At 46.0% G+C, this 18,012-nt stretch carries 11 protein-coding genes, 9 tRNA genes and 4 rRNA genes; all 24 read right to left on the bottom strand.

Translation table 11 applies throughout. The features are described 5' to 3' along the window. Positions 1-119 precede the first annotated feature (119 nt). Positions 120-1,668 (bottom strand): 16S ribosomal RNA (locus tag MKY11_RS00555). A gap of 124 nt (positions 1,669-1,792) precedes the next feature. After that, positions 1,793-1,868 (bottom strand) — tRNA-Ala (locus MKY11_RS00550). 8 nt (positions 1,869-1,876) lie between these two features. After that, positions 1,877-1,953, bottom strand: a tRNA-Pro gene (locus MKY11_RS00545). Between the two features lie 7 nt (positions 1,954-1,960). Beyond that, positions 1,961-2,037, bottom strand: a tRNA-Arg gene (locus tag MKY11_RS00540). Between the two features lie 11 nt (positions 2,038-2,048). Continuing rightward, positions 2,049-2,134: transfer RNA gene (locus tag MKY11_RS00535), tRNA-Leu, on the bottom strand. 12 nt (positions 2,135-2,146) lie between these two features. Further along, positions 2,147-2,218, bottom strand: a tRNA-Gly gene (locus tag MKY11_RS00530). A 30-nt stretch (positions 2,219-2,248) separates the two neighbouring features. Then, positions 2,249-2,331: transfer RNA gene (locus tag MKY11_RS00525), tRNA-Leu, on the bottom strand. A 7-nt stretch (positions 2,332-2,338) separates the two neighbouring features. Further along, positions 2,339-2,414, bottom strand: a tRNA-Lys gene (locus tag MKY11_RS00520). 37 nt (positions 2,415-2,451) lie between these two features. Beyond that, a tRNA-Thr gene (locus MKY11_RS00515) sits at positions 2,452-2,527 on the bottom strand. A gap of 33 nt (positions 2,528-2,560) precedes the next feature. Continuing rightward, a tRNA-Val gene (locus tag MKY11_RS00510) sits at positions 2,561-2,636 on the bottom strand. A 782-nt stretch (positions 2,637-3,418) separates the two neighbouring features. Continuing rightward, positions 3,419-3,534 (bottom strand): 5S ribosomal RNA (gene rrf / locus MKY11_RS00505). A 61-nt stretch (positions 3,535-3,595) separates the two neighbouring features. Next, positions 3,596-6,526, bottom strand: a 23S ribosomal RNA gene (locus tag MKY11_RS00500). 183 nt (positions 6,527-6,709) lie between these two features. Then, positions 6,710-8,258, bottom strand: a 16S ribosomal RNA gene (locus tag MKY11_RS00495). The 16S, 23S and 5S rRNA genes sit together here with 9 tRNA genes alongside, the layout of an rRNA operon. Before the next feature lie 342 nt (positions 8,259-8,600). Further along, positions 8,601-10,100 carry a lysine--tRNA ligase gene (lysS, locus tag MKY11_RS00490; protein WP_024719373.1) on the bottom strand — a complete coding sequence of 500 codons (1,500 nt, stop codon included), beginning with the start codon at positions 10,098-10,100 and terminating at the stop codon, positions 8,601-8,603. Positions 10,101-10,190: 90 nt separating this feature from the next. Beyond that, complete coding sequence (gene dusB / locus MKY11_RS00485; RefSeq protein ID WP_008341796.1) at positions 10,191-11,192, bottom strand: tRNA dihydrouridine synthase DusB; 1,002 nt, start codon at positions 11,190-11,192, stop codon at positions 10,191-10,193. After that, the gene (locus MKY11_RS00480) at positions 11,185-11,418 is read right to left on the bottom strand and encodes a helix-turn-helix transcriptional regulator (RefSeq protein ID WP_008341798.1); all 234 of its coding nucleotides are present in this window, start codon (positions 11,416-11,418) and stop codon (positions 11,185-11,187) included. The genes dusB and MKY11_RS00480 overlap by 8 nt, the downstream gene beginning before the upstream one ends. Next, positions 11,370-11,873, bottom strand: coding sequence for a 2-amino-4-hydroxy-6-hydroxymethyldihydropteridine diphosphokinase (gene folK / locus MKY11_RS00475; protein WP_007496156.1), 504 nt, complete (start codon positions 11,871-11,873; stop codon positions 11,370-11,372). The genes MKY11_RS00480 and folK overlap by 49 nt, the downstream gene beginning before the upstream one ends. Next, positions 11,870-12,232: a dihydroneopterin aldolase gene (folB, locus tag MKY11_RS00470; RefSeq protein WP_342502102.1), complete on the bottom strand. Its 363-nt coding sequence runs from the start codon at positions 12,230-12,232 to the stop codon at positions 11,870-11,872. Before folB ends, folK begins: the two co-directional genes overlap by 4 nt. Beyond that, positions 12,225-13,082, bottom strand: a complete 858-nt coding sequence (gene folP / locus MKY11_RS00465) for a dihydropteroate synthase (RefSeq protein WP_024719371.1) — start codon at positions 13,080-13,082, stop codon at positions 12,225-12,227. The genes folB and folP overlap by 8 nt, the downstream gene beginning before the upstream one ends. A gap of 9 nt (positions 13,083-13,091) precedes the next feature. Further along, positions 13,092-13,940, bottom strand: a complete 849-nt coding sequence (gene pabC, locus MKY11_RS00460) for an aminodeoxychorismate lyase (RefSeq protein ID WP_342501740.1) — start codon at positions 13,938-13,940, stop codon at positions 13,092-13,094. Then, positions 13,937-14,530, bottom strand: a complete 594-nt coding sequence (gene pabA, locus MKY11_RS00455; protein ID WP_008341810.1) for an aminodeoxychorismate/anthranilate synthase component II — start codon at positions 14,528-14,530, stop codon at positions 13,937-13,939. Before pabA ends, pabC begins: the two co-directional genes overlap by 4 nt. A gap of 13 nt (positions 14,531-14,543) precedes the next feature. Further along, positions 14,544-15,962 (bottom strand): anthranilate synthase component I family protein, encoded by a 1,419-nt coding sequence (locus MKY11_RS00450; protein ID WP_342501739.1) that lies wholly within the window; start codon positions 15,960-15,962, stop codon positions 14,544-14,546. 124 nt (positions 15,963-16,086) lie between these two features. Beyond that, positions 16,087-17,010, bottom strand: a complete 924-nt coding sequence (gene cysK / locus MKY11_RS00445; protein ID WP_017359310.1) for a cysteine synthase A — start codon at positions 17,008-17,010, stop codon at positions 16,087-16,089. Positions 17,011-17,087: 77 nt separating this feature from the next. After that, complete coding sequence (locus MKY11_RS00440) at positions 17,088-17,990, bottom strand: peptidyl-prolyl cis-trans isomerase (protein ID WP_326378208.1); 903 nt, start codon at positions 17,988-17,990, stop codon at positions 17,088-17,090. Positions 17,991-18,012 lie beyond the last annotated feature (22 nt).

The raw sequence follows: 18,012 nt of genomic DNA, 5'->3' as shown, positions 1-18,012 counted from the left end.
TTACTTATTGTTATCTAGTTTTCAAAGAACAATCCTGTCTCGCTAGAGACATGTTTTGAAGGAATGATCCTTCAAAACTAAACAAGACGAAAAACGTACGCTGCTCCATATATCCTTAGAAAGGAGGTGATCCAGCCGCACCTTCCGATACGGCTACCTTGTTACGACTTCACCCCAATCATCTGCCCCACCTTCGGCGGCTGGCTCCATAAAGGTTACCTCACCGACTTCGGGTGTTGCAAACTCTCGTGGTGTGACGGGCGGTGTGTACAAGGCCCGGGAACGTATTCACCGCGGCATGCTGATCCGCGATTACTAGCGATTCCAGCTTCACGCAGTCGAGTTGCAGACTGCGATCCGAACTGAGAACAGATTTGTGGGATTGGCTAAACCTTGCGGTCTCGCAGCCCTTTGTTCTGTCCATTGTAGCACGTGTGTAGCCCAGGTCATAAGGGGCATGATGATTTGACGTCATCCCCACCTTCCTCCGGTTTGTCACCGGCAGTCACCTTAGAGTGCCCAACTGAATGCTGGCAACTAAGATCAAGGGTTGCGCTCGTTGCGGGACTTAACCCAACATCTCACGACACGAGCTGACGACAACCATGCACCACCTGTCACTCTGTCCCCGAAGGGAAAGCCCTATCTCTAGGGTTGTCAGAGGATGTCAAGACCTGGTAAGGTTCTTCGCGTTGCTTCGAATTAAACCACATGCTCCACCGCTTGTGCGGGCCCCCGTCAATTCCTTTGAGTTTCAGTCTTGCGACCGTACTCCCCAGGCGGAGTGCTTAATGCGTTAGCTGCAGCACTAAGGGGCGGAAACCCCCTAACACTTAGCACTCATCGTTTACGGCGTGGACTACCAGGGTATCTAATCCTGTTCGCTCCCCACGCTTTCGCTCCTCAGCGTCAGTTACAGACCAGAGAGTCGCCTTCGCCACTGGTGTTCCTCCACATCTCTACGCATTTCACCGCTACACGTGGAATTCCACTCTCCTCTTCTGCACTCAAGTTTCCCAGTTTCCAATGACCCTCCCCGGTTGAGCCGGGGGCTTTCACATCAGACTTAAGAAACCGCCTGCGAGCCCTTTACGCCCAATAATTCCGGACAACGCTTGCCACCTACGTATTACCGCGGCTGCTGGCACGTAGTTAGCCGTGGCTTTCTGGTTAGGTACCGTCAAGGTGCAAGCAGTTACTCTTGCACTTGTTCTTCCCTAACAACAGAGCTTTACGATCCGAAAACCTTCATCACTCACGCGGCGTTGCTCCGTCAGACTTTCGTCCATTGCGGAAGATTCCCTACTGCTGCCTCCCGTAGGAGTCTGGGCCGTGTCTCAGTCCCAGTGTGGCCGATCACCCTCTCAGGTCGGCTACGCATCGTCGCCTTGGTGAGCCGTTACCTCACCAACTAGCTAATGCGCCGCGGGTCCATCTGTAAGTGACAGCCGAAACCGTCTTTCATCCTTGAACCATGCGGTTCAAGGAACTATCCGGTATTAGCTCCGGTTTCCCGGAGTTATCCCAGTCTTACAGGCAGGTTACCCACGTGTTACTCACCCGTCCGCCGCTAACATCCGGGAGCAAGCTCCCTTCTGTCCGCTCGACTTGCATGTATTAGGCACGCCGCCAGCGTTCGTCCTGAGCCAGGATCAAACTCTCCGAAAAAGTACAAAACCGAAGTTTTGCTTTTCGCCAGTTTGACTGACTACCTATGATGTATCATAGGATTTTTTATAAAAACTCGAATTAACAGGTACGTTTTGTCTTGTTTAGTTTTCAAAGATCATATTGGTGGAGCCTAGCGGGATCGAACCGCTGACCTCCTGCGTGCAAGGCAGGCGCTCTCCCAGCTGAGCTAAGGCCCCATAAAAGATGGTCGGGAAGACAGGATTCGAACCTGCGACCCCTTGGTCCCAAACCAAGTGCTCTACCAAGCTGAGCTACTTCCCGATCTTAATGGCGCGCCCGAGAGGAGTCGAACCCCTAACCTTTTGATCCGTAGTCAAACGCTCTATCCAATTGAGCTACGGGCGCTTATTTTATAATGCCGAGGGCCGGACTTGAACCGGCACGGTAGTCACCTACCGCAGGATTTTAAGTCCTGTGTGTCTGCCAATTCCACCACCCCGGCGTGGATGGTATAAGCGGAAGACGGGATTCGAACCCGCGACCCCCACCTTGGCAAGGTGGTGTTCTACCACTGAACTACTTCCGCATTACAGGATTTCTTTATGTTGTTTGGCAATGCGGGTGAAGGGACTTGAACCCCCACGTCATAAAGACACTAGATCCTAAGTCTAGCGCGTCTGCCAATTCCGCCACACCCGCATGAAAATGGTGAGCCATGAAGGACTCGAACCTTCGACCCTCTGATTAAAAGTCAGATGCTCTACCAACTGAGCTAATGGCTCGCTTTTAAAGCGACTTGTCTATCTTACCATATGAAAGTGGTGCCGGCAAGAGGACTTGAACCCCCAACCTACTGATTACAAGTCAGTTGCTCTACCAGTTGAGCTACACCGGCTTTATCTATCCTAACATTATGTAAGAATAAATATGGTGGAGGATGACGGGCTCGAACCGCCGACCCTCTGCTTGTAAGGCAGATGCTCTCCCAGCTGAGCTAATCCTCCATATTATGTCGTTTCGAATGTCTCTCGATCTGACAAATAGTATTATATAACGATAAGATATTGTTTGTAAAGACTTTTTTAAAATAATTTTTGAATTTATTTTAAAGCTATTTTTTCACATCTTTTCGTTAAGGCACCTAAAGAAGTTTACCACTTGTCTCTTCATTTTAAAAGTCTTTTTTTCATTTTTTTTATGTTTTTTGTTAAAAAGGGCATTAATAGCGCTTTTTCAATGTAAAAACAGCTCTTTTAAAGCTGAAAAATGTTTGTTTTATTCCTTAAATCCTCAGATAACGTGCATATAGAAACGAATTTTTTTATTATTTTATTTTTCCGAGAAACCATTTTGTATATTTGCTTTATATTAAATTGATCCTGGTCATTTTCCAAAAATTCGTCTCAGTGTTCCCTTGCCTCATCAAACATTGTGGTGCTTAACTCAAATCTTCCTCCCCTCTCTCATTAGCAAACCAAGATGCCCTTTGCTCTCTTATGTAGGTTTCAATGATCTAGCAGCAAGCGCAGTTCGCTACATATGGTTGCCAGAGGAGAAGATCCTTTTTAGACATGTTTACTCTTTCGATGTTGACTCTTAGCAAGATGAGCGAGCGACGAGATTGGATGATAAGAATTTTATAGAATGTCTAGAATTCCAGTGAAGGGGATGAAATGAATGAGTTATTGAGAATGTAGTGAAAGACCACTATTTTTAATATAAATAGATATATCATTTATTAAAACACAAAAAAGACCAGTTCCGATTGGAACTGATCCTTTGAAAAGCTTGGCGGCGTCCTACTCTCACAGGGGGAAACCCCCAACTACCATCGGCGCTGAAGAGCTTAACTTCCGTGTTCGGTATGGGAACGGGTGTGACCTCTTCGCTATCGCCACCAAACCTGATGGAGAGAATGTTCTCTCAAAACTAGATAACAATGTTCATTTTTCACATTAGAATATAGGTTAAGTCCTCGATCTATTAGTATCTGTCAGCTCCACGTGTCACCACGCTTCCACCTCAGACCTATCAACCTGATCATCTTTCAGGGATCTTACTTCCTTGCGGAATGGGAAATCTCATCTTGAGGGGGGCTTCATGCTTAGATGCTTTCAGCACTTATCCCGTCCGCACATAGCTACCCAGCGATGCCCTTGGCAGAACAACTGGTACACCAGCGGTGCGTCCATCCCGGTCCTCTCGTACTAAGGACAGCTCCTCTCAAATTTCCTGCGCCCGCGACGGATAGGGACCGAACTGTCTCACGACGTTCTGAACCCAGCTCGCGTACCGCTTTAATGGGCGAACAGCCCAACCCTTGGGACCGACTACAGCCCCAGGATGCGATGAGCCGACATCGAGGTGCCAAACCTCCCCGTCGATGTGGACTCTTGGGGGAGATAAGCCTGTTATCCCCGGGGTAGCTTTTATCCGTTGAGCGATGGCCCTTCCATGCGGAACCACCGGATCACTAAGCCCGACTTTCGTCCCTGCTCGACTTGTAGGTCTCGCAGTCAAGCTCCCTTGTGCCTTTACACTCTGCGAATGATTTCCAACCATTCTGAGGGAACCTTTGGGCGCCTCCGTTACATTTTAGGAGGCGACCGCCCCAGTCAAACTGCCCACCTGACACTGTCTCCCTGCCCGATAAGGGCAGCGGGTTAGAAGGTCAATACAGCCAGGGTAGTATCCCACCGATGCCTCCACCGAAGCTAGCGCTCCGGTTTCCAAGGCTCCTACCTATCCTGTACAAGCTGTACCAACATTCAATATCAGGCTGCAGTAAAGCTCCACGGGGTCTTTCCGTCCTGTCGCGGGTAACCTGCATCTTCACAGGTACTATAATTTCACCGAGTCTCTCGTTGAGACAGTGCCCAGATCGTTGCGCCTTTCGTGCGGGTCGGAACTTACCCGACAAGGAATTTCGCTACCTTAGGACCGTTATAGTTACGGCCGCCGTTTACTGGGGCTTCAATTCGCACCTTCGCTTACGCTAAGCGCTCCTCTTAACCTTCCAGCACCGGGCAGGCGTCAGCCCCTATACTTCGCCTTACGGCTTCGCAGAGACCTGTGTTTTTGCTAAACAGTCGCCTGGGCCTATTCACTGCGGCTTCTCGGGGCTTTAACACCCTAAGAAGCACCCCTTCTCCCGAAGTTACGGGGTCATTTTGCCGAGTTCCTTAACGAGAGTTCTCTCGATCACCTTAGGATTCTCTCCTCGCCTACCTGTGTCGGTTTGCGGTACGGGCACCTCTCACCTCGCTAGAGGCTTTTCTTGGCAGTGTGGAATCAGGAACTTCGCTACTAAATTTCGCTCGCCATCACAGCTCAGCCTTCACGGGAAACGGATTTGCCTATTTCCCAGCCTAACTGCTTGGACGCGGATATCCAATACCGCGCTTACCCTATCCTCCTGCGTCCCCCCATTGCTCAAATGGTGAGGAGGTGGTACAGGAATATCAACCTGTTGTCCATCGCCTACGCCTTTCGGCCTCGGCTTAGGTCCCGACTAACCCTGAGCGGACGAGCCTTCCTCAGGAAACCTTAGGCATTCGGTGGACGGGATTCTCACCCGTCTTTCGCTACTCATACCGGCATTCTCACTTCTAAGCGCTCCACCAGTCCTTCCGGTCTGACTTCACTGCACTTAGAACGCTCTCCTACCACTGTTCGTAAGAACAGTCCGCAGCTTCGGTGATACGTTTAGCCCCGGTACATTTTCGGCGCAGAGTCACTCGACCAGTGAGCTATTACGCACTCTTTAAATGGTGGCTGCTTCTAAGCCAACATCCTGGTTGTCTAAGCAACTCCACATCCTTTTCCACTTAACGTATACTTTGGGACCTTAGCTGGCGGTCTGGGCTGTTTCCCTTTCGACTACGGATCTTATCACTCGCAGTCTGACTCCCAAGGATAAGTCATCGGCATTCGGAGTTTGACTGAATTCGGTAACCCGGTAGGGGCCCCTAGTCCAATCAGTGCTCTACCTCCGAGACTCTTACCTTGAGGCTAGCCCTAAAGCTATTTCGGAGAGAACCAGCTATCTCCAGGTTCGATTGGCATTTCACCCCTACCCACACCTCATCCCCGCACTTTTCAACGTGCGTGGGTTCGGGCCTCCATTCAGTGTTACCTGAACTTCACCCTGGACATGGGTAGATCACCTGGTTTCGGGTCTACGACCACGTACTCATGCGCCCTATTCAGACTCGCTTTCGCTGCGGCTCCGCATCTTCTGCTTAACCTTGCACGGGATCGTAACTCGCCGGTTCATTCTACAAAAGGCACGCCATCACCCGTTAACGGGCTCTGACTACTTGTAGGCACACGGTTTCAGGATCTATTTCACTCCCCTTCCGGGGTGCTTTTCACCTTTCCCTCACGGTACTGGTTCACTATCGGTCACTAGGGAGTATTTAGCCTTGGGAGATGGTCCTCCCGGATTCCGACGGAATTTCACGTGTTCCGCCGTACTCAGGATCCACTCTGGAGAGAACAACATTTCAGTTACAGGGCTGTTACCTTCTTTGGCGGGCCTTTCCAGACCTCTTCGCTTATATCGTTCCTTTGTAACTCCGTATAGAGTGTCCTACAACCCCAAGAGGCAAGCCTCTTGGTTTGGGCTGTTCCCGTTTCGCTCGCCGCTACTCAGGGAATCGCATTTGCTTTCTCTTCCTCCGGGTACTTAGATGTTTCAGTTCCCCGGGTATGCCTTCTCATACTCTATGTATTCAAGTATGGATACTACTCCATTACGAGCAGTGGGTTTCCCCATTCGGAAATCTCCGGATCAAAGCTTGCTTACAGCTCCCCGAAGCATATCGGTGTTCGTCCCGTCCTTCATCGGCTCCTAGTGCCAAGGCATCCACCGTGCGCCCTTTCTAACTTAACCATTTCTTACTTTAGAAAGAATCACTATGTGTGATGAACTTTGCATTGCATTCAATGTGAATGTATTACTTATTGTTATCTAGTTTTCAAAGAACAATCCTGTCTCGCTAGAGACATGTTTTGAAGGAATGATCCTTCAAAACTAAACAAGACGAAAAACGTACGCTGCTCCATATATCCTTAGAAAGGAGGTGATCCAGCCGCACCTTCCGATACGGCTACCTTGTTACGACTTCACCCCAATCATCTGCCCCACCTTCGGCGGCTGGCTCCATAAAGGTTACCTCACCGACTTCGGGTGTTGCAAACTCTCGTGGTGTGACGGGCGGTGTGTACAAGGCCCGGGAACGTATTCACCGCGGCATGCTGATCCGCGATTACTAGCGATTCCAGCTTCACGCAGTCGAGTTGCAGACTGCGATCCGAACTGAGAACAGATTTGTGGGATTGGCTAAACCTTGCGGTCTCGCAGCCCTTTGTTCTGTCCATTGTAGCACGTGTGTAGCCCAGGTCATAAGGGGCATGATGATTTGACGTCATCCCCACCTTCCTCCGGTTTGTCACCGGCAGTCACCTTAGAGTGCCCAACTGAATGCTGGCAACTAAGATCAAGGGTTGCGCTCGTTGCGGGACTTAACCCAACATCTCACGACACGAGCTGACGACAACCATGCACCACCTGTCACTCTGTCCCCGAAGGGAAAGCCCTATCTCTAGGGTTGTCAGAGGATGTCAAGACCTGGTAAGGTTCTTCGCGTTGCTTCGAATTAAACCACATGCTCCACCGCTTGTGCGGGCCCCCGTCAATTCCTTTGAGTTTCAGTCTTGCGACCGTACTCCCCAGGCGGAGTGCTTAATGCGTTAGCTGCAGCACTAAGGGGCGGAAACCCCCTAACACTTAGCACTCATCGTTTACGGCGTGGACTACCAGGGTATCTAATCCTGTTCGCTCCCCACGCTTTCGCTCCTCAGCGTCAGTTACAGACCAGAGAGTCGCCTTCGCCACTGGTGTTCCTCCACATCTCTACGCATTTCACCGCTACACGTGGAATTCCACTCTCCTCTTCTGCACTCAAGTTTCCCAGTTTCCAATGACCCTCCCCGGTTGAGCCGGGGGCTTTCACATCAGACTTAAGAAACCGCCTGCGAGCCCTTTACGCCCAATAATTCCGGACAACGCTTGCCACCTACGTATTACCGCGGCTGCTGGCACGTAGTTAGCCGTGGCTTTCTGGTTAGGTACCGTCAAGGTGCAAGCAGTTACTCTTGCACTTGTTCTTCCCTAACAACAGAGCTTTACGATCCGAAAACCTTCATCACTCACGCGGCGTTGCTCCGTCAGACTTTCGTCCATTGCGGAAGATTCCCTACTGCTGCCTCCCGTAGGAGTCTGGGCCGTGTCTCAGTCCCAGTGTGGCCGATCACCCTCTCAGGTCGGCTACGCATCGTCGCCTTGGTGAGCCGTTACCTCACCAACTAGCTAATGCGCCGCGGGTCCATCTGTAAGTGACAGCCGAAACCGTCTTTCATCCTTGAACCATGCGGTTCAAGGAACTATCCGGTATTAGCTCCGGTTTCCCGGAGTTATCCCAGTCTTACAGGCAGGTTACCCACGTGTTACTCACCCGTCCGCCGCTAACATCCGGGAGCAAGCTCCCTTCTGTCCGCTCGACTTGCATGTATTAGGCACGCCGCCAGCGTTCGTCCTGAGCCAGGATCAAACTCTCCGAAAAAGTACAAAACCGAAGTTTTGCTTTTCGCCAGTTTGACTGACTACCTATGATGTATCATAGGATTTTTTTATAAAAACTCGAATTAACAGGTACGTTTTGTCTTGTTTAGTTTTCAAAGATCATCTTCGTTATCGCTCGTAAGCGACTTTAATATCTTAACATTTCGCTTTGGTTGAAGTCAAGAACTTTTTCCATTTTCTTTTTTCAACCTCGTTGCTGTTTTGCGGCAACGAATAATAATATACCATCTGAATTCTTTTCTTGCAATAGTTTTTTTAAAAAAAGTTTCATTTTATGAAAAATAAAAAGCGCCACAGATCAAATGGCGCTTTTGTTGATGTATTAACGGTTTCTCATTTGCGGGAAAAGCAGTACATCTCTGATTGATGGAGAATTTGTTAGCAGCATGATTAATCGGTCGATACCGATTCCTAGTCCACCTGTTGGCGGCATGCCATATTCTAATGCTTCAACAAAATCGTCATCCATGAGATGCGCTTCGTCATTTCCTTCTTCACGTTCTTTTAATTGAGCTTCAAAACGTTCTCTTTGGTCGATTGGATCATTCAGCTCGGTGAATGCATTTGCATGCTCGCGGCGCACGATGAATAGCTCAAAGCGGTCCGTGAAGCGCGGGTCTTCAGGATTTTTCTTAGCTAATGGAGAAATCTCAACTGGGTGCCCGTAAATAAAGGTAGGCTGAACCAGTGTTTCTTCTACTTTTTGCTCGAAGAACTCATTGATAATATGACCTACTGTCATGTTTTTTGTGATTTCAACATCGTGATCAGCAGCATGCTGTTTTGCTTCTTCTACAGACATCTCCTGCCAGAAGTCTACACCTGTTGCTTCTTTGACTGCTTCAACCATATGGAGTCTCTTCCATTCAGGTTTTAGATCAATTTGATCTTCTCCATATTGAATCGTTGTTGTTCCTAGTACCTCTTGGGCAATATGAGCAATCAAGTTTTCCGTTAGGTTCATGATGTCTTTATAGTCTGCATATGCTTCATACAGCTCAATCATAGTAAATTCCGGGTTATGACGAGTTGAGACTCCTTCATTACGGAATACGCGGCCAATCTCGTATACTTTCTCTAGACCACCGACAATTAGACGTTTTAAATGCAACTCGATCGCAATACGCATATAAAGCGGCATATCAAGTGCATTGTGATGAGTTATGAAAGGACGAGCTGATGCACCACCAGGGATGCTATGCATTGTTGGTGTTTCAACTTCTAGGTATCCTTTTGAATCTAAGTATCTTCTCATTGATTGAATGATTTTGCTTCGCATGATGAACGTCTGCTTACTTTCTGGATTGACAATCAAGTCAAGGTAACGCTGACGATAGCGTTGTTCTACATCTTTTAGTCCGTGATATTTATCAGGAAGCGGGCGAAGTGCTTTTGTAAGAACCTCAAAGCTAGTCGCTTTAATTGAAAGTTCTCCTACATTCGTTTTAAATACGGTTCCCGTCACACCGATAATATCGCCTAGGTCCGAGCTTTTGAATAATTCGTAAGCTTCTTCTCCTACACTATCTTTACGTACATAGATTTGAATTTGTCCTTCTAAGTCTTGAATGTGTGCAAAGCCAGCTTTCCCTTTTCCGCGTTTTGTCATCATACGGCCAGCAATTGTTACTTGAGCTGCTTTTTCTTCTAAGTCTTCTTTTGAAAACTCGTCATATTCAGCAATAATTTGTGCGGATTGATGAGAACGGTCATATCGTTCACCGAATGGATCGATACCCTCTTCTCTCATTTTATTCATTTTGTCACGTCTTACTTGGAATTGATCATTTAATTCTTCGTTATTAAGCCCTTCATTACTCATTTATATCACTCCAATAATGTATTTTGCAGAGAAAAGCAGAAAAACTGCCAGTACGTGCACTAGCAGTGAGCTACAAAAAGAAAGATAGTCTTATCCTACTTTTATTCTTTGAAGCTCTTTTGCCTCGGCTTCGATCGTAAAGTCATCTAGAACTTTTACAAGCTCCGCTCTCGTTTCACTTTGATTGATTTGGTTTCTTACATCAGCATTGCCTCGGACACCTTTTAAGTACCATGCTGCATGTTTTCTCATTTCTCTGACAGCCACATGCTCGCCTTTCAGGTCTATGAGTCTGTCTAAGTGAAGTTTGCACACAGACATTTTCTCACGCACATTAGGCTCTTCTTTTAGTTCACCCGTTTCTAAATAATGAACCGTCCGGTAAATCATCCACGGGTTTCCTAGTGCGGCTCTTCCGATCATGACAGCATCTGCACCCGTTTCATCAAGCATACGTTTTGCATCTTGAGGGGTTTTGACATCTCCATTGCCGATGACTGGAATGGAAACAGATTGTTTGACCTCTTTTATAATATCCCAATTCGCTGTTCCTTCGTACATCTGCACACGTGTCCGTCCGTGAAGCGCAACCGCTTGTCCACCTGCTCGTTCAACAGCACGGGCATTGTCGATAGCGAAGATATGGTCTTCGTCCCAGCCCATTCTCATTTTCACAGTAACAGGTTTATCTACAGCTTCTACGACTGCGGATACCATTTCGTAAATCTTGTTTGGATCCAGCAGCCATTTCGCTCCTGCGTCACATTTCGTGATCTTTGGTACAGGACATCCCATATTAATATCAATAATGTCCGCCGTTGTATTCTGGTCTACAAACTTGGCCGCTTCCACGAGCGTGTCCTTTTCTCCCCCAAATATCTGAAGGCTCAACGGTTTTTCACGTTCATCAATGTACAGCATGCCCATCGTTCTGGCATTATTAATCAAGATCGCTTTGTCACTGACCATTTCAGCGCAGACTAAGCCCGCTCCAAACTCTTTCACAGTGAGTCTGAAAGCAGAGTTACACACACCAGCCATTGGTGCGAGCACTACTTTGTTTTTAATTTCGATATCTCCGATTTTAAACATCATGTCCCCTCCTTTCTTCTTCAAGTATTGGTGAAAGTTCTTCCACCGTTATATTTAAAGCATCTGCTATTTGACCAACCATTTGGTTTGTTGGTAATCGATTGCCTCGCTCAATTTCCCCTAAGACAGAGACAGAGATGCCCAGTCTTTTGGCGAACCCTTCCTGAGTATACCCTTTTAGCTTTCGGTATGCACGAATTCTTCTACCCCACATGTCTTTTTCCATATGCTTACACCTTCTTGGTCTGTTACGGCGTTTATCTGGGCTTCGCCGATTTCTGGGCAAATCTCACTCATCGGAACAAGAACGAATAAACGTTCGTACATTCTAGGATGCGGCACTACAAGTTGTTCTGTTTCAATATTTTCACGATTATAAAGTAAAATGTCAAGGTCAGCTGTCCGTGGACCCCACCTCACTTCTCTTGTTCTGCCTAACTCCTGCTCAATGTTCTGAGTCAGTGATAGAAGTTCTTCAGGACGAAGCGAGGTGGAAATCTTCACAGCCATGTTCAAGAAGTCATCCTGATTCTCGTAACCTACAGGTGTTGTCTCATATATAGATGAAATGGATTCAACTTGAACACCTGGATGTTCGTGAAGTTTTTTGACAGCTTCTTTTAAGTAGGTTTCCTTTTTTCCTATGTTTGAGCCTAAAGCGATATAAGCTGTATTGTTCATGCGCGTGATCTCGTCATTTCAATGGCAACGGACTGATAGTGTCCTGGAATTGGCGGATCTGGTTTGATTACTTTTACTGTACATTCTTGAACTGTCGGAAAGTCCTTTAACACTTGATTTGCAATTCTTTCTGTCAGCGTTTCAACGAGGTTCACTGGGTCCCCTTCTACAATATTTTTGCAGATGTTGTAGAGCTCAGCATAGTTGATGGTCTTATTTAGGTCATCCGTTTGTCCTGCCGTACTTAAATCAAGTGAAGCTGTTAGGTCCACACGAAAGCGCTGGCCTAGTTTATTCTCTTCTGCAAATACACCGTGATAGCCGTAAAATTCCATTCCGTTTACATATACTTTATCGATGATAAGCGCCTCCTTTATTCAGCATGGCATCCATCATTTTTGCCATTCTTGCGATTTCTTTTACATCGTGCACTCGGACCATCGCGCTGCCCTTTTGAATCCCAAGACAGACCGTCGCACCCGTTCCTTCAGTACGTTCTTCAGGCGGCAGGTCTAAAACTGCACCGATGAATCGTTTGCGGGATGTTGCTAGAAGCAGCGGATACCCTAGGTGGCAAAAATGTTCAAGTTCATTCATGACCATGAGGTTGTCAGTTTTATTTTTCGCAAATCCTACACCAGGATCTAATATGATCATGTCATCACGGACACCCGCTTGTTTCACAATTTGAACACTTTCTTTCAGATCTGCGATCATATCTGAAATCAGATGGGTGTAATTCCGCTCTGGTCGATTGTGCATTAAGATGATTGGCACGTTGTGCTTCGCTGCCACATGCGCCATTTGAGGATCAGCTTTCGCCCCCCATACATCATTAATGATTGAGGCTCCCGCTTTCACTGCCTCATCTGCGACATGGGCTTTATACGTATCAATAGAAATAGGTATGTCCAATTCTTTTGTGATCTTCTCAATGACAGGAATGACCCTTGAAAGCTCCTCTTGCTCTGAGACAAGTGCCGCTCCCGGCCGAGTCGATTCACCGCCAATATCAATAATATGCGCCCCATCTTCTATGAGTTGCGTTGCATGAGCCAGCGCTTTATCAATTTGATTGAATTTTCCTCCATCTGAAAAAGAGTCCGGTGTGACATTTAAAATGCCCATGACCAATGTCTTCTCTTCATAACTAAGGGTATGGTGCTTGGCTTGTATGATTTTAGGCTGTTTTATCAATTGTTGTGTCATTGTGTCCACCTACTCTTTATGTTCTAGACGTTCTTTTGTATATTCTGTTCTCAGCTTGGTCGAAATCGTTCGGTTGTGGTTTTGCAGGACGGTGTCTCCGATATTTTTAAAAGGCACAATTCCCTGAACCGAATTGGTCATCCACGCCTCATCAGCTGAGAGCAAGTGTGAGAGTGGATATCTTCCTTCTATTAGTGGGATCCCCGAAGCTTGCAGCGTTTCGATACAATATCGACGGGTAACCCCGTTTAAAATGCCGGTATCAAGTGAAGGTGTATAGATCACATCTTTTTTTCGCCAAAATAGATTTGACGTAATTCCTTCTGCCACATCGTCTTCTTTTGTTAAAAAGATCCCTTCTACAGACGGATCGTTCCCTACTTCTCTTTTCGCCAGCAGGTTGTTCATGTAATGATGCGACTTGAGCCGACTTGGACCTTCCGGTGTGTTTCTTCTTGTATCAAGAATGATTCCCTGTTTTTCATCTACTATTGATTCAGGCCGGAATGGGGAGATCATCACAAAAACAACAGGCTCCTCATAAGGGTCTGCAGAAAATCCATTGCCTCTGCCCGCAGAAACATTGAAGCGGATCCTCGCATGACCGTCCGTTATTTGGTTTTGATTGAATAATGTATGAATGATGTCGAGTACAAATGGTTTCTCTATTGTGGATTCGATGCAAAGGTCACGCAATGATTGATTGAGCCTTTCAAGATGCCAGTCTAACAAGAAGACTTGTCCTGCTAGAGAGGTAAATGTTTCGAATACACCGATGCCATATAGAAAACCATGATCAAAAGGAGAAAGAGTCGCGTCTTTCTCCTCTATATACTGACCGTTCAGGTAAATGATCATGCGTTTACTTCATTCCCCTTTTTACGATAGGTTTCAATGAAATTTCTGAGCATTTCCTTACCGAAGGATGTCATAATTGATTCTGGATGGAATTGAACACTTTCAATCGGAAGTTCTTTATGGCGAATGGCCATGAGTTCGCCTTCCTTTGTGCTCGCTGTTCTGACAAAGCACTCCGGCAGCGTCTCGTCTTTAACAATTAATGAATGATATCTCGTTGCGACGAGCGGATTTTGGAGTCCCGTGAAGACACCTTTGCCGTCGTGTTCAATCTCTGATGTTTTCCCATGCATTAACCGCTCCGCACGAATGACGTCTCCACCAAATACTTGTGCAATGGATTGATGACCTAAGCAGACACCGAAGATCGGAATCTTCCCAGCAAAATGTTTGATCGCTTCCATACTAATTCCTGCTTCATCCGGACTGCAAGGTCCTGGAGAAATCATCAGAAAGTCTGGCTTGAGCTCTTCGATTTCTTGAATAGTGACTTGATCGTTTCGTTTTACAATCAGTTCTTCTCCAAGCTCACCTAAATACTGGACCAGGTTGTACGTAAATGAATCGTAATTATCAATCATTAATATCATACTCTGCTCACCTCTAACTCAAAATAGTCTCTTCTTTGCTCAACTGTAATGCTTTTTTCACTGCATAGGCTTTTTTAATCGATTCTTTGTATTCGTGCTTTGGTACAGAATCGATGACAATGCCTGCACCTGACTGCATGAAGGCTCTGCCCCCTGTACAATAAGCCGTGCGAATGACGATATTAAAATGCATATCTTGATTGAATCCAAACCAGCCTATAGATCCAGTATAAAGCCCACGCCTTGTCGGCTCAAGCTCTTCTATGATTTCCATTGTTCTCACTTTTGGCGCACCTGTAATTGTGCCGCCTGGGAATACAGCTCTCATGACATCTACTGCATCACAATCATCACGTAGCTCCCCTTGGACATTTGATACAATGTGCATCACGTGTGAATATTTCTCAATGGCCATAAACTCGTTCACCTTGACTGAGCCATAAGTAGACACTCGTCCAAGATCATTCCGCTCAAGATCAACGAGCATCACATGTTCTGCACGTTCTTTTTCATCTTCAATGAGTTCTTTTGCCAGCGCTTGATCTTCCGCATCATCCTTGCCTCTTGATCTTGTGCCAGCGATCGGTCTTGTTTCGAGCTGAATGCCTTTTTTCTTAATAAGCAGCTCTGGAGATCCACAGACAATTTGGAAATCTGGCGTGTGCAGATATGACATATATGGAGATGGATTCACGTGACGTAATGTTTTGTATAAATGATATGGGTGGGTATGAAGCTGTTCATCTTGTCTAATCGATAGGTTCACTTGGAACACGTCACCGTTTGCGATATATTGTTTAATCGTTTCTACAGCTTCCCCGAAAGCTTCTTCAGTAAAAGGTGCAGCAGGTACACATTCCGAAGGAGACACATTGACAGGTGAATGTGCTGATTCTTCTGATGTGCTTGTCCAGCTTTGCTTTAATTCTTCGAGTCTTTGATGAACTTCACTGATAGGTTCATCTCCTTCTGTATGAGTGATCAGCCAGAGGGCATCTTTATTATGATCAAAGACAGCGACATCATTGAATACGAGGAAATACAAATCAGGCGTCTTCAAATCATCGATGGACAGCATTTTAAAATGCTCGATATATCTTGCGTAATCATAGCTTAAAAATCCAATCGCTCCACCTTGGAAGTCAGGGTATTCGTCGTTCGTTTCGGTTTGTAGGGTTTGAAACCAATCAGCAAATGCCCTAAAAGGATCTCCCTCTTTGAACAACACCTCATTCTGATAATGGATGGTGGTCATCCCGTCCTTCCCTTTCGCTTTAGCGATCGGATGAATGCCGGCAATACTGTATTCTCCGCCACGTGCACTTTCAAGAAGGACGTGATGTGATTCATGAGCCGTTAATTGTTCGTATCGTTTCAAGAATGCATCTTTCGTAAAAGGAATTTTGATGCCCATCGGCCTACGTTGTGTCATGTAATCATCCTTTTTCATTTTCATTAATCTTATTGTAATGCAATCCAATTTATTTAGAAAATAGTATTTGCTTTCCATCTTCAGAATTCATAAAAAAACCCCAGCAAATGCTGGGGTGTATTGTTTAATCAAATTGATAAAGCGGCGTACTAAGGTAACGTTCACCGTTACTTGGAATAATCGCTAGAACCTTTTTCCCTTTACCAAGCTTCTTCGCTGTTTGAAGCGCTGCATAAATGGCTGCTCCTGAAGATATACCACCAAGGATTCCTTCTTCTTTCGCTGCCTTTCTTGCAAGTTCAAATGCATCTTCGTTTTTCACTTGGATAATGCCGTCATATACTTCTGTGTTCAAGATAGATGGAACAAACCCTGCTCCGATGCCTTGAATTTTATGCGGACCTGGTTTCCCGCCTGATAGTACAGGAGAATCTGTTGGTTCTACCGCATAAAGCTGAATAGATGGAATGGCTTCTTTCAGGACTTCACCAGCACCTGTAATCGTACCACCCGTACCAACTCCTGCAATAAATGCATCAAGTTCGCCGTCAAACTGTTCAAGAATCTCTTTCCCTGTTGTGCGGCGGTGAATCTCAGCGTTGGCTTCATTGCTGAACTGCTGAGGCATGAAGTATCCGTGCTCTTCCGCTAATTCTTCTGCTTTTTTGATGGCACCTTTCATTCCTTCTGCACCCGGTGTTAAGACAAGCTCTGCACCGTAAGCGCGTAAAAGGTTGCGGCGCTCCTGACTCATTGTATCCGGCATAACTAAAATCGCATTGATTCCTTTTGCAGCCGCGACCATCGCAAGACCGATTCCTGTGTTTCCGCTTGTTGGCTCAATGAGTGTGTCACCAGCTTTTAATGTACCTTTTGCTTCAGCATCTTCGATCATCGCTAACGCAATACGATCTTTTACACTGCTGCCTGGGTTCATATATTCAAGTTTCAAGTAGACATCCGCACTGTCTTCATCTACTAAACGGTTTAATTTAACGACTGGTGTATTTCCTATTAGTTCAAAAACTGAATTTGCAATACGAGCCATCACTAACACCTCTATCTCCGAGTAATTTTATTGTATTAATATTAAATTATCAATTTCGAAAAATTTTGTCAATGCTTTTAGTCCTGCTCTCCATCGTAAAACCATGTGACTTTTGCTTCTTTCCACAGGGTTTTGACATTCGCCTTTTCACCCAGATCTTCCATGGCGATCTGTCTTTTGATCTGATCTTTGACTTCTTCATAAGAGAAGGAGCGGCCATTTAATTTTTCTTTTAATTGTATGATGGCATAACCATTTTTGATCTCGATCGGCTCTTTCGTCCATTCATCCGGCTGAAGCTTTCGGGCTTCTTGTATGTATAGGGCTGGAATGCTTTCTTGCTCTTCTGTGACAAATCCAAGATCTCCGCCGTAAGGAGAGGTATATCGATCGGTGGATCGTTCAGCTGCTACAGCTTCGAAACTAGATCCGCCCTTTAAATCTTTTAATACACTTTGTGCCTCGTCTTTTGTTTTCACAACAATGTGGCGAATTCGGTATGAGTCATCATATTGATACAAGTCTTTGTTTTTTTCATAAAAGGATTTGGCTTCTTTTTCAGAAACGACCGCATCTCTCGTTAGAAGCTGTTCTAATAAAATTTGATAACGAATCTGCTCTTTCCATTCCTTTTCACTTGTATGACCGTCTTCGTAGAAATTATTAGATACCGCTTTCAGCATCAGCAGCTCACGATTGATCTCTTTTGAAGATACCTCCAGCTTGTTTTCTTTCGCAAGCTGATTGACTACCTTCTGATTAATCATTTGTTCAAGTGTTGCCTTTCCGTAGCGGTCTTCCATTTTCTTTAACCATTCTTGACGTGTGACTTTCTCTTTCCCAATAGAAGCAATTTCTTCACCGCTCTTCCCATTTGAAGAAGCCTGCGACATTTGTGACTTTGTTAATACATATGCAATGACAACGGCATTAATCATGAGCAGAACGAGGATAAATGTCCATACCACTCTTGCTTTCAGTCTCATCTTTCGTCTCCTTTCC

The organism is Bacillus sp. FSL W7-1085, assembly GCF_038595035.1.
GTDB classification, from domain to species: Bacteria; Bacillota; Bacilli; order Bacillales; family Bacillaceae; genus Bacillus; species Bacillus altitudinis.
Note: the sequence above shows the minus strand (reverse complement) of the source record. Positions and strands in the feature narration are given on the sequence as shown.